A 12,721-nucleotide genomic window follows, 5' to 3' on the forward strand; every position below is an offset into this window, starting at 1 on the left:
CTCCGTGTGTCGGAACGGAGGATGCGGCGGGGGAGGTGACGGATCAGGTAACGGATGCGCTTGGGGTTGGGGGCGTCAGCCGCTGTGCCCGACCTGTTCATGGAGCGAGGCGTAGAGCGCCCGGGTTTCGGCAGAGGGTTCGATGGCTAGGAGGTCAGCGAGGGTCTTTTGGCAGCGGCGATAGCAGCGCACTGCCTCGGGAGCCTGTCCCAGGCGGATGTGGGCCTGCATCAGCAGGCGGTAGAAGGGCTCGGCCAGGGGGTCGACACCCAGGGCCTCCTCGGCCAGCTCCAGCACCTGGGCTGGCTGGTCAGCCAGGCAGTGCCGGGTTTCCTGCTCCAGTGCGGCCAGAAAACGTAGACGCAGCCTTTCACGTACATGCACTACCCAGGACAGATGTTCATCCCCGGGCAAGAAGGCGCCGCGATAGAGCGCACGGATACGCTTGAGCGGGCAGCGCCCTTGAGCATGTTCGGCCAGTGCCTGCTCCAGGCTCCAGAGATCGCAACCCGCACGGGCCTCATCGATCCACAGGCGCCCCTCCTGCTGAATGACCGTGTCGCTGCCCACCAGTTTGCGCAGCCGTGCGAGGGTGGCCTTGAGATTGTCCTGCGCGCTGTCGGCATCGGCCTCGGGCCACAGGGCCAGGGCGGCATCACTTACGGCGATGCGTGGTTCGATGATCAGCAATTTGAGCAGATCCAGCGGACGATGTTGTACCTTGCCGGCAAAGCTCAGCGCCTCGCCGTTGAGGGTGATGCCAAAACGCCCGAGGGTCTGGATGCTCACCACGCGCGGCCATGCTTGACAGTGCGCAGCCACGCCATGCGGAAGCATCTGCTGGCTGCGGATGATGTCGAGTACAAAGCCGGTCTCGATGCCGTAGTCCAATGCATGCGCCAGCAGTGGGGCAAAGTCCTGATGTGTCCAGAAGGGTACATGGCGATAGCCGCGGTCGCGACCGAAGGCGAGCACTTCTCTCAAGGTGGCCTCGAGTGTGTCGGCGTCGTTTGCCGCCTGCGCAAATTGTGCGCGGTTGAGCAGCAGCAGATAGATCTGCGGACCATATCCACACTGGCGTCCCAGCGATAGGGCCGCATCATTGATACGCTGCGCCTCATCCATCAAGCCGTTGCGAAACAGGGCCTGTGCATAGCCATAGTCGGTTTGCACCATTACATAGGGTGCCCCGGTGCGGTGTGCCATTTTATGGCCGTTGCGCATGCGTTCCAGTGCCTGTTGCGGCTGGCCGTCGGCATAGTTCAACCAAGCCAGATAAAATTGATAATGGCCGAAGTGCACGATGCGCTCTTCGATCAGCGTGGGCTCCATGCGCTGGATGAAATGACGCGCCAGTTCGATGTCACCCAGCGCGAAGGCGGCGTAGGCGGCCTGCACCAGCAACGTGAAGTCCATCAGATGCACGCCATTTTCATCCGCCTTGGCCAGGCCACGTTCTGCGGCATCGATGCCCGCTCGCGGCGAGATGCCATACCAGGAATACATGGCCTCGACCACTTGCCAGAGTTGCTGGCTCAGCGGATCGAGTTCTCCGCTGGAGGCGGCACGGCGCAGGCGATCCACCACAAGGCGGCTCTTCTCCAGATTGCCCGTCCAGGCGTAATAGCGCAGCAGGTGTCCGCCGATATGCAAACGTTGCGGTGCGCGCAGTGGGGCGTAGAACACAAGGCGATGCAGGGTTTTTTCCAGTGCGGCGAAGGCCGGATCCTGCGGGCGGCGGAACATCAGTGCGGAAAATAGCAGGACCTTCTGGCGCAGGCGCGTGGTAAACGCGGCGCGCGGAATGCCGTCGCGCGAAAAGTTCAGCCAGGCATCGATCCACTCATCGAGCACGGAGTAATGGCCAAATTCGAAGAGTATGGATTGCACCACCGCGCACCACGCCAGGTGCATATCTTCCCACTCCCCGGTCTTGCGCAGTTGGTGGTAGGCGACAGTCAGATCGTCCCTGGCCTGTCGGGTCTGACCGTGCAACAGGCAGATGCCGCGCCAGTAACGCGCCTTCGGCTGCTCCTTCAAAGCATCGGCAGGCAGGCGCGCAAACCAGTCGAGCAGCATCAGCCAGCGGCCTTGCTCCACCCAGCGGCCTGCATGGCGGATGATGATATCTAGCGTCTGCGCAGATTCGCCGGCGGCCAGCAGCAGCTCGATGGCGGTTTCACTGTCGTCTTCATCTTCGAGCACTTCGGCGGCACGGCAGCGCAGTAGCTTGATATCCTCGGCGTCGAGCGATTCATAGAGACGTTCGAGCAGGAACTCGCGGAACAGTGGATGAAAGGTATAGACATGCCGCCAGAGGCGATGGCGTTCGATGAAGAAGTTGTCGCGATGCAGACGCGCGAGGATCCCCTTGGCGTCACGATGACCGGTGAGCCTTGCGGCGCCGGCGGCGGTCATGCGCGGCAACAGCGAGACGGTGGCCAGAAATTTACGCATGTCTGGTGTGGCGTGTGTCAGCAGCTCACCCGCGTAATAGCGGAACACGCCTTCGGGATAGTCCACCGCCGCCGCGGCCTGCGCAGCATTGCCGCGCAGCATCAGCACTAGACCGGTGATCCAGCCCGCCGTGCGTCCCAGCAGGCGTTGTTGCTGTTCCTCGTCGGTCTGTATGCCATGTAACTGTGCCACGGCGGACAGCTCGTCGGCTGTGAAGGCCAGATCTCCGGGGCCCAACTGCATCACACCTGGCGACAGCTCCAGCTTCGCCCAGCTCTCGGGCAGGCTACTGCGGCTGGCTACCACCACGCGCAGCCCGGCAGGCAGCATTGCGAGCAGGGCAGGGAGGGCGTCGTGCAGGGGGTTGTCGGGTGCGAGCAGGTGATAGTCGTCGAACACCAGCAAGGCGTGTTCGGGCAGGCGCGGGGCAAGGAGGGTGGCAAAGTGACGTGCAAAGGCGCTGGGGTTATCGTGAAACTCTACGCCCAGACTGGGGAGTCCTGTGCCTGCGATAGGTCTGAGCGCCTCGGCCAGATGAGTAAAAAAGCTGCCGGGGTCGTGATCCAGGGCATCGAAGCGGTACCAGGCACCTGGCAGCTCGCTGCGGACAAGCAGCTCGGCGGCCAGCGTGGTCTTGCCGTAACCGGCGGCCGCGGCAATCCACACATGACCGGATTGCGAAAATACAAGCGATGTCAGCCGCGGACGAGCGACCGTCTCGCCCAGTACGGGGGCCGTGAGCTTCCCTGCGACCAGTGCCATGGCTGTGTCCCTAGAAGTGCCAGTTTCCCTGTACGCTCAGATATTGCCCGAGGATATCTGTGTATTCGCCCTTGAGGTTGTGGCCTAGGCTGTCGGTATTGTCGATGGGGGCGTTGTCCGCCGGCGCGTAGGCGTAGGCCGCATCGATGGAGAAATCCTCGCTGAGCGCCCACCTGAAACCGATGGTGTACCAGCGGCGGTCTGCATCGGGGACGCGCGGTGAGCGCAGATTGGCGTTGGGGACCGGAGTTTCGTCGATGACATAGCCGGCGCGCAGCAACCAGGCCGGTGTGAGCCGGTAGTTCAGGCCGATGGAATACCGTGCGGAGTCGTTCCAGCCCTGCACGGCCACCGAGTCGGGCAGGCTGTTGCTGAATTTCACGCGCAGCTCGTCGAAGCTGCTCCAGCGCGTCCAGGTGTAGTCGGCCAACAGGGTCAGACGTTCGGTGGCGGCGTGCGCGGCGCTCAGGCTGACGCTCTCGGGCAAGGTGATGGAGACCTGGCCCTGGCTGTCGCTGAAGGTGGTGGCCAGCATGGCGGGAACATTCTCGAATTTCGAGTTGCCCTTGAGCGTGTGGGTGACCGGGCCATGCCAGACCAACCCGGCGCGGCTGCGCCCAGACTTGCTTTGCAGGGCAAGGCCGAGGCTGGGGCCATAGGAGAGGCTGTCACCCGTGAGCATCTGGTAGCCGTCGCTGCCCTGTGGCACCAGCCCAAGTGCCGCGCAATTGGTCAGTGCCGTGGTCTGGTCGGCACCCAGGCCCATCAGTCTGGCCACACAGAGGATGCCGAAGTCCACGGCCTGCTTCAGTCGTGCGTCGGCGTACTGGATGTTCAGCGTGCCGCCCAGCGAGAGCTGTTCGCTGGCTTGCCAGGCCAGGGTCGGGCTGACATTGATGGTGCGCAGCGAGGACTCGATGGTGTGGTAACGGCCGCGCCAGTTCTCGTCGTATTCAAGGCCCAGGCCAAAGGGCGAGTACACTCCCACCCCCGCATGCAGGTTATTGCCCAGATCGGTGACGTAATACAGGTTGGGCAGATAGGAGCGGCGGTGAACATCTTCGCGGGTATCGCCGCTCGTGTTCGAACCTTGGTCGCGGTATTCGCCATGGGTGTCGATGATGTGGATGGCCACGGCCAGTTGCGAGCCCTTCAGCGAGGTCAGCAGGGCGGGGTTGTTGTACAGGGCGCTGGCATCCTCGCCCAGGGCGGCGGCCCCGGCAAAGCCCTGGCCGAGCGCACTGACGCTTTTGTCGCTGATGGCAAAGCCGCCCCCCAGGGCGGGCATGGAAAGACCTAGAAGACAGGCACAAAGTGCCGTCCTGGGCAAGGTTTGGCTGCAAGGCATGATTTCCCCCAATGCGGTATTGTAGTTTTTATGCAGTTTCTCGATGCGTCCCTTTCTGTGTGCAACGTCAAGCGAGAATCAAGGGGGATATTAACCCTACAATTTTCTACACGCTACCAGGGCTACCAAAAATATAGGTCTGTGGGCACTGAAGCAACGGGAGATACGCATTTTTTCCGGGGCATGTCTGCACGCTGGTGCGTAGGCAGTGTGAACTAATATAAGGAAATGTTTCGCATCCTCTGGGCTTATGGTAGGGACGATCTGCTCACGTTGCTAATTATGGGTAAATGGCCGAAGCTAAAAGACTGTCGTGTACCGAATCCCTGGCAAAGCCGGTATGGACTCATCGTTTCGGCATTCATGCTGCTATTGGCGTAGTGCATCGATACTGATGCGCAATATTTGCCTGCCCACCAGCTCGGGTAAGGTCTGAATAAGTCCATCCTGGACTTTTCCGCCCACACGAATCGAAAAATGTGATTTTCGATTCGTTTCATTTTCCAACGGCTTATCGTCGTTGGAACATGGCGGCACATCTCTGTGCTGCGGAAACTCTGAACTTATGCAGAGCTTCCGCGGCTGACCCCGAACACCACCTGTGCTACGTCGCGATAGTGGCGCGCGAAGTGGATGGTGATGCCCTTGCGGATGTGGGCGGGCAGTTCCTCGAAGTCGCCACGGTTGGCTTCGGGCAGGATCAGCTCCATCACGCCGATGCGCCGCGCGGCGATCACCTTTTCACGTATGCCGCCTACCGGCAGTACCTGGCCGGTGAGGGTCAACTCCCCGGTCATGGCCAGCGGCCGCTTGATGCGCTCCTTGCGTGCCAGGGATAGCAGGGCGGTGGCCATGGTGACGCCGGCGCTGGGGCCGTCCTTGGGGGTGGCGCCCTCCGGCACATGCAGATGGACGAAGGCCTCATCGAAAAAGGCCGGGTCACCGTTGAATTGTTTCAGATGGGAAGAGATATAGCTGTAGGCAATCTCGGCCGATTCGCGCATCACCTCGCCCAGCTTGCCGGTGAGCTTGAAGCCGCGATTCTTGCTGTGCACCAAAGTCGCCTCGATGCTGAGGGTGGCGCCGCCCATGGCGGTCCAGGCCAGGCCGGTGACCACGCCGGTGCCGCTGATGGGCTTTTCGCGCTGGAACAACGCTTTGCCGAGCAGGTCTTCGATGCTGGTGGGGCCGACACGGAGCGGCGTTTTTTCACCGCTGACGATGCGCACCACTGCCTTGCGCACGATGCGCCCCAATTGCTTCTCCAGGTTGCGCACGCCGGCCTCGCGCGCGTAGCCCTCGATGACCTTGCACAGGGCGTTGTCGGAAATCTTCAACTGGCTCGACTTGAGGCCCGCCTTATCCAACTGTTTCGGCCACAGGTGGTGCTTGGCGATGGCCAGCTTCTCTTCGGTGATATAACCGGACAGGCGGATTACCTCCATGCGGTCCAGCAGGGGGCCGGGAATGGTATCGAGCTGATTGGCGGTGCAGACGAACAGCACCTTGGACAGATCGAAGCGCAGGTCCAGGTAGTGATCGAGGAAGTCGCTGTTCTGTTCCGGGTCCAGCACTTCCAGCAGGGCGGAGGCGGGGTCGCCCTGGTAGGAGGCGCCGATTTTGTCGATCTCGTCCAGCATGATCACCGGATTGGCGGTTTCCGCCTCCTTGATGGCCTGGATGAACTTGCCGGGCATGGCTCCTATATAAGTACGGCGATGGCCCTTGATCTCGGCCTCGTCGCGCATGCCGCCGAGGGAGAACCGGTAGAACTTGCGCCCCAGGGTGTTGGCGATGGAGCGGCCGATGGAGGTCTTGCCCACACCAGGCGGGCCGACCAGCAGCAGGATCGAGCCGGCCACCTCACCCTTGAGGGCGCCGACGGCGAGGAATTCAATGATGCGCTGTTTCACGTCCTCCAGGCCGTCGTGGTCCTGGTCGAGGATGCGGCGAGCGCGCTTCAAATCCAGCCGATCGGTGGAGTGCACGCCCCAGGGCAAGGCCGTGGCCCAGTCCAGATAATTGCGCGTAACGGTGTATTCCGGCGAGCCTACCTCCAGAATGGATAGTTTCTGTAATTCGTCGTCCACCCGCTTCTGGGCCGCTGCCGGCAGAGTGAGCCTGGTCAGACGTTCGCGGAAGCGCTCCACATCGGCGGTGCGGTCGTCCTTCTCCAGCCCCAGTTCCTTCTGGATTTCCTTGAGCTGTTCGCGCAGGAAGAATTTGCGCTGCTGCTCGCTCATGCGCTCATCCACCTTTTCGCGGATCTGCGACTGCAGGCGGGCCACGTCCAGCTCCTTTTTCAACAGCACCAGCACCTTCTCCATGCGCGGCAGCACCGGGAATAGCTCCAGTACCTGCTGCAACTCCTCCCTTTTGGCGCTGGTCAGCGCCGCGGCGAAATCCGCCAGCGGTGAGGGATCATTAGGGCTAAAACGGGTGAGGAAGTATTTCAGTTCCTCGCTGTAGAGTGGATTGAGCGGAATCAGCTCCTTCAGGGTATTGATGATGGCCATGGCATAGGCCTTGACCTTGGAATCGGCCTTGAGCGGCTTTTCTGCTGGATATTCCACCTGCACCATGAAGGGTGGCTTGTGCGAGAGCCATTTGACGATGCGAAAGCGCTGGATACCCTCGGCGATGAACTGGATCTTTCCGCCGGAACGGTTTGGGTTGTGGACGCGTACCAGGCTGCCAATGCGGTAAAAATTCTCCGGCTTGAGGTGCTCCAGATCGCTTCCCCGGGTCAGTACCAGACCGGCCATGTGGTGCGGGTGATCGCCGATGCGCTCGACCGTTTCGAGCCACTGCTGCTCGTCCAGCAGCACCGGAAAGGCTTGGGCGGGGAAGAATGGACGGTCTGTCAGCGGCAGCAGGTACAGTGTGGTGGGCAGCATGTCGGCGCTGATGGCCAGCTCCGAGGACGCGCCTTCAGGGGACAAAATTTCGGGTTCGAGGGTGTCGTTGTCGGGCATGTTGTTGTTCCTCGCAGCGGTGTCACTGGTGATGCCGGATACCGTATTTTTCAGTCTGCGCGCAGGGTACGCACCGGGATATAGTGTGGCCGTCGCGGCGCCTGCACAAGTCCGTGCACCTGTCACTGAGGGACGAATGACGCGTCACGCTGCATGGCGGGTGTGAAGCGCATCATTTTGTGCTTGAAAAAATATTGCAAGTTTGCTTGTTACATTGGCGTTTATGTTTATAATGTTTTTCGACATGTGTCTCTACTAAACAAGGAGAAGAGTTGCCATGCCGAAAGTTGCAAGACGTGCCGTTGCCAAGAAGAGTGTTCGTACCAAGAAGGCTGCTGCGCCGAAGCGCGCCGTACGCCGTTCCACCGCCAAGGCTGCCTCCAGCAAGAAGGCAGTGATGGCCAGCGTGAAGAAGATGAATGCCCAGGCCAAGGCCGTTAAGGCGCGGCTGACTGCCGAGAAGAAGAAGTCGGCACAGGCGGAGAAGGCAATGCGTGCCAAGCTGCGCGCTGCTGTGGCGGAAGCCAAGGCACGCCTGAAGGCCGTGTTGGATGAAGAGAAGGTCTTTGAAGCCCGTCAGGCCCTGATGGCCAAGGCCGTTGCGGCGTTTGACAAGAAGCACGCCAAGGCCGTCGCTAAGAAGGCCAAGCGCAAACCGGCGCGTAAGAAACGCGTCGTCAAGGCTGCTGCCTGATGAACTAGGCCACCGTCCCCGGACGGTGGCCTTCTTCTTTGTAGGCCCTGTTCACTGCACAGGGTCTATTTCCCGCCCGGTCAAATCAGGCCGGCGAAGGGTTGTACTTCCACCAGATTCCCCGCCTCCACATCGCCGCTTTCTGCCGGCAGGATAATGAAGCAGTTGGCCCGGCTCATGGAGCTGAGCACATGCGAACCCTGTGGGCCGGTGCTGCGCACGGCGAGTTGTCCATTGGTGTCGTATTCCAGAATGCCACGCTGGTAATCGGCGCGTCCCGGTGATTTTTTCAAGGGAGTCACGCACGGCACGTGCAGTTTGAGCGGCATGCGTTCTGCCTGACCCATCAGTTGATAAAGTGCCGGCTGGACGATCTGGTAAAACGTGGCCATGGATGACACCGGATTACCTGGCAGGCCGAAAAATACGGTATTGCCCAGCAGGCCAAAGGCCAGCGGTTTGCCCGGCTTCATGGAAATCTTCCAGAAATTCACCTTGCCGAGTGCTTCCAGTGTCTCCTTGACGTAATCGGCATCGCCGACGGACACACCGCCCGAGGTAAGGAGTACGTCGGCCACGGCGGCACCCTGGCGGAAGGCATCGGCGATGTCCTCCCGTCGATCACGCACCACTCCCATGTCGATAATCTCCACGCCGAGGCGGCTCAGCATGCCGTACAGGGTGTAGCGGTTGCTGTCGTAGATCTGGCCTTCTTCCAGCGCTTCGCCCAGTGAGCGCAGTTCGTCGCCGGTGGAGAAAAAGGCGACGCGCAGGCGGCGCTTTACCCGTACCTCGGCGATGCCGAGGGAGGCGAGCAGGCCCAGATCGGCGGGGATGAGCTGCCTGCCAGCGTTCAGCACGGTCTGACCGGTGCCGATGTCCTCGCCCGGCTGACGCACATGGGAGCCCGGGGCGTGCCCGCCGCCGACAAAAATCGTTTCACCTTCGCGGCGTACGTCTTCCTGCATCACGATGGTATCGGCACCGGCCGGCAGTTTGGCGCCGGTCATGATGCGCACACACTGCCCGTTGCCGACGGTGCCGCTGTAGGGGTGTCCGGCCAGGGCGGTGCCGATGAGCTGCAAAGGCGCTTCGCCGTCATGGGGCAGGTCGGCGGCACGCAATGCATAACCGTCCATTGCAGAGTTGGCGTGAGGTGGCACGTCGAGAGGGGACTGTACGTCCGCGGCCAGCACACGCCCGAGGGCATCGCGCAGGGCAAGCTGTTCGAAGCCCTGCACAGCTACGAGGCTGCTGCGGATGTACTCCAGCGCCTGAGCGACGCTGAGCAGCGGTGAGCGGGGCGCGCTATTGGGATTCTGGGGCATGGTAAGGGCGACTCCTGGGCAGCAAGTGGTCGGTGAATTATTGCCGGCCGATGATGCGCAGCACAAATGCGGCGATGGCGGCGGGGTTGTTGAGATCGAGCAGGGGCAGTTCGGTGGCGGCAGCGGGCGGCGCGTCACAGGCGATGGCGATGATCTGCGGATCGTTGGGAAACAGCGGTAGCTTGCCCAATGCCGGGCGGTGCAGTTCAATCTTGGTCACCGCCTCATGCTTGAACCCTTCCACCAGAATCAAATCCAGCTCAGTGTGATCCAGGGCCTGCACCAGTTCCGCCAGCCGCGGTTCGGGGCGATCGTCACGGTGCTCAGTGAGCAGTGTCCAGCGTCGGCGCGAGGCCACCATGACCTGATCCGCGCCGGCGGCACGCATACGGTAGCTGTCCTTGCCGGGCTGATCCATGTCGAAGTCATGGTGGGTATGTTTGATTACCGCCAGGCGCAGGCCGTGGGCGCACAGCAGCGGGATGAGTTGTTCCAGCAGCGTAGTCTTGCCGGTACCGCTGGCGGCGACGAAGGCGAGCAGGGGCGGGGTGTGATCAGCAGGCATGTGGGTTCAATCTCAGTTCCAGTTGCTGCAATTCCTGCGGGGTATTGATGTTGCTGAAGGCGTTGGGCTGGTCGGAGAAATCGGCTACCGCAAGATTTTGCGCGCGCAGCCAGTCCTGTACCTTGCGGTGCCCGGCCGCGAGATAGGCCTCCAAGGCGGGGAGCACGCGGCGGCGCACCAGAATGATGGCGGCGTGCATCCGCGCGCCATCGCTGACGGAGCATACATCGGCATCCTTTTCCTCCAGGGCGCGGCGCATGCGTAGCACCAGATCGGCCGGCAGGCAGGGCGTGTCGCAAGGTACGCTCAGCAGCAGTTCGCTGCTGCTGGCTTGCAGGGCGCTGAGCAGGCCGGCCAGTGGGCCGGGTTGTTCAGGCAGGCTGTCGGCAATCACGGGCAGGCCGAAGGAGGCATACTGGGCGGCGGGTCGGTTGCTGTTGAGTACGAGGGTGTCTACCTGCGGGCGCAATGCCGCAATGACATGGGCCAGCAGGGGACGCCCCGCCAGCGGCAGCAGGGCCTTGTCGGCGCCGTCCATGCGGCGCGCCCGTCCGCCAGCGAGGATGACGGCGGTGATGGATGCGTGCGGATGTTCGATGGACATGGGTGCAGGTGTCACAACAGGTCGTCGCATCGTACCATGCGTTGACGCGGCGCAGACAGGAGCGGAGGAGGTAGCGTGGACCAATGTGAAACAGGGCGCGGGCCGGTAGAGCCTACGGTGGAAATCGTGGAGCAGCGCACGTGCTATCAGGGATTCTTTCGCATGGAGCACTATCGCCTGCACCATCGCCGCTACGATGGCGGTATGAGCCCGCTGTTGAGCCGCGAATTGTTCGAGCGCGGTCATGCGGCGGCGGTGCTGCCCTACGACCCGGTGCTGGATCGCATCGTGCTGCTGGAGCAGTTCCGCATCGGGGCGTTGACCGCCCCCGGTGGTCCCTGGCTGCTGGAGATTGTGGCCGGCATCATCGAGCCGGGCGAGACGGCGGTGGAGGTGGTGCGGCGCGAGATGCAGGAGGAGGCCGGCTGCGCCTTGCTGGATCTGGAGCCCATTTGCGAATATCTGGTCAGCCCGGGGGGGACCTCGGAGCGGATCAGCCTGTATTGCGGGCGGGTGGATGCCGACGGGGTGGGGGGCATCCACGGCCTGGCCGAGGAGGGCGAGGATATCCGGGTTACCGCCGTGACCTTTGAGGAGGCCATGACCCTGCTGGCCACCGGGCAGATCAACTCGGCCAGCCCGATCATCGCCCTGCAATGGCTGCAAATGAACCGGTCGCGGCTGCGGCGGCAGTGGCACCCTTGAAAATCCGCCGGGTTGGACGATAGTAGAGTAAGAATCGCGAGGGATATACGGCTATGAAGATAACAGCGGCATTGGGCAGCGCCTTGCAGGGGATCCGCCGCGGCATGGAGGGATTGGACCGCAATACGGCCCAGATCGCCAGTGCCGAGCAGCTGCGTGGCGAGTCGTCGCCCCTGCAACCCCTGGTGGAAAGCAAGGTGAACCGCCTGCAGGTCGAGGCCAGCGCCAAGGCCATGCGTACCATCGACGAGGCCATCGGCAGTCTGTTCGACGACAAGGCCTGAGCCAGGGCGCCTCCCAAATCCTGAGCAGGGGTATTCTTTCTCCTCCATTTCCATATACTGTGCACCTGTTCCAAATGACGGCCCGCCCAGGGCTGGAGCTATACATATAAGGAAACGACAGGTGCAGCCCAGCCACACGCTAACCGAGACCCGGCTTGAGATTCAGAAGCTGAATACGCTTCCGCCGATGTCGTTGGTGGCGCAGGAACTGCTGGAGGTGTTCGGCAAGGGCGATCTCGACGTGCACCGCATCGCCGTCATCATCGAGAAGGACCCGGCCCTGCTGGCCCGCCTCATCGGCCTGGCCAATTCCGCCTATTTCGGTTACCCGGAGCGGGTATCCAATGCCGAGGACGCCATCTTCAAGGTGCTCGGTCTCAATATTGCCCGCAACCTGGCGTTCAGCATGGTGCTGGCGGGTCCCTTCCGTACCAGCCATTGCCCCGCCTTCCGCGTCGACGAATACTGGGCCAACGCCATGGTGGCGGCCACCCTGGCGCAGCGCCTGGCGCGCCTGATTGATGTGGAGCCGCGGCCCCATGGCGGCAACGCCTATCTTGCCGGCCTGTTGCACAATCTTGGCCTGTTGGCCTTGGTACACCTCTACCCAGCAGAGATGTCGCTGGCGTTCGATCGCTTTGACAAGGAGCCGGCGCTAGGGCTGACAGCGATCGAGACCGCACTGCTGGCCGCCGATCACGCCCAGGTAGGCGGCTGGCTGGGGCGCAAGTGGCACCTGCCGGCCTTTGCGGTCGCCGCCATCGAACACCATCGGGATATTGCCTATAACGGTGAGCACGGCGCATTGGTGCGGCTGATCGGATTCTGTGCCCAGTGGGCGTCGCGTCTGCAGCGGCAGGAGGCGGCCCCGGACCTGGCCGCCTTGACCGGGTTGGGCATTGCGCCGGCCGAGGCCGAGGCCGTATTGGGTGAGATGCTCGCCAAGCGCGAGGAGATCGCCCAACTGGCCAAGATGCTGGCGGGACATTGAGCAGGCTC

Annotated in this window: 10 protein-coding genes; 4 read left to right on the forward strand and 6 right to left on the reverse strand. The window is 62.3% G+C overall.

Annotated features, from left to right (window positions below):
• Positions 1-75: 75 nt before the first annotated feature.
• From ACMV8A_RS00460 to lon, 3 genes are all read right to left on the reverse strand, one after another.
• Positions 76-3,219 carry an ATP-binding protein gene (locus tag ACMV8A_RS00460; RefSeq protein WP_495323755.1) on the reverse strand — a complete coding sequence of 1,048 codons (3,144 nt, stop codon included), beginning with the start codon at positions 3,217-3,219 and terminating at the stop codon, positions 76-78.
• A gap of 10 nt (positions 3,220-3,229) precedes the next feature.
• Positions 3,230-4,507, reverse strand: coding sequence for an OmpP1/FadL family transporter (locus tag ACMV8A_RS00465; protein ID WP_495323756.1), 1,278 nt, complete (start codon positions 4,505-4,507; stop codon positions 3,230-3,232).
• Positions 4,508-5,130: 623 nt separating this feature from the next.
• Entirely contained in the window at positions 5,131-7,542 is a 2,412-nt protein-coding gene (gene lon / locus ACMV8A_RS00470; protein ID WP_495323757.1) for an endopeptidase La, read from the reverse strand.
• Positions 7,543-7,819: 277 nt separating this feature from the next.
• On the opposite strand from lon, the gene ACMV8A_RS00475 reads away from it, so the two are divergent.
• Positions 7,820-8,236, forward strand: a complete 417-nt coding sequence (locus tag ACMV8A_RS00475; RefSeq protein WP_495323758.1) for a hypothetical protein — start codon at positions 7,820-7,822, stop codon at positions 8,234-8,236.
• Between the two features lie 80 nt (positions 8,237-8,316).
• Here ACMV8A_RS00475 and moeA read toward each other — a convergent pair whose 3' ends face one another.
• Genes moeA through mobA form a run of 3 tightly spaced genes read right to left on the reverse strand, consistent with a single transcriptional unit; the run spans position 8,317 to position 10,733 of the window.
• Positions 8,317-9,564 carry a molybdopterin molybdotransferase MoeA gene (moeA, locus tag ACMV8A_RS00480; RefSeq protein ID WP_495323759.1) on the reverse strand — a complete coding sequence of 416 codons (1,248 nt, stop codon included), beginning with the start codon at positions 9,562-9,564 and terminating at the stop codon, positions 8,317-8,319.
• Between the two features lie 37 nt (positions 9,565-9,601).
• Positions 9,602-10,129 carry a molybdopterin-guanine dinucleotide biosynthesis protein B gene (gene mobB, locus ACMV8A_RS00485; RefSeq protein ID WP_495323760.1) on the reverse strand — a complete coding sequence of 176 codons (528 nt, stop codon included), beginning with the start codon at positions 10,127-10,129 and terminating at the stop codon, positions 9,602-9,604.
• Positions 10,119-10,733: a molybdenum cofactor guanylyltransferase MobA gene (gene mobA / locus ACMV8A_RS00490; RefSeq protein WP_495323761.1), complete on the reverse strand. Its 615-nt coding sequence runs from the start codon at positions 10,731-10,733 to the stop codon at positions 10,119-10,121. Before mobA ends, mobB begins: the two co-directional genes overlap by 11 nt.
• A 126-nt stretch (positions 10,734-10,859) precedes the next feature.
• Between mobA and ACMV8A_RS00495 the strand changes: the two genes are divergently transcribed.
• The 3 genes from ACMV8A_RS00495 (at position 10,860) to ACMV8A_RS00505 (ending at position 12,713) form a co-directional block, all read left to right on the forward strand.
• Positions 10,860-11,438, forward strand: a complete 579-nt coding sequence (locus ACMV8A_RS00495; protein WP_495323762.1) for an NUDIX domain-containing protein — start codon at positions 10,860-10,862, stop codon at positions 11,436-11,438.
• A gap of 53 nt (positions 11,439-11,491) precedes the next feature.
• A complete protein-coding gene (locus tag ACMV8A_RS00500) occupies positions 11,492-11,722 on the forward strand; it encodes a hypothetical protein (RefSeq protein WP_495323763.1) in 231 nt (76 codons plus the stop codon).
• Between the two features lie 121 nt (positions 11,723-11,843).
• The gene (locus ACMV8A_RS00505; protein ID WP_495323764.1) at positions 11,844-12,713 is read left to right on the forward strand and encodes an HDOD domain-containing protein; all 870 of its coding nucleotides are present in this window, start codon (positions 11,844-11,846) and stop codon (positions 12,711-12,713) included.
• Positions 12,714-12,721: the final 8 nt, after the last annotated feature.

Source organism: Sulfurivermis sp. (assembly GCF_059410345.1).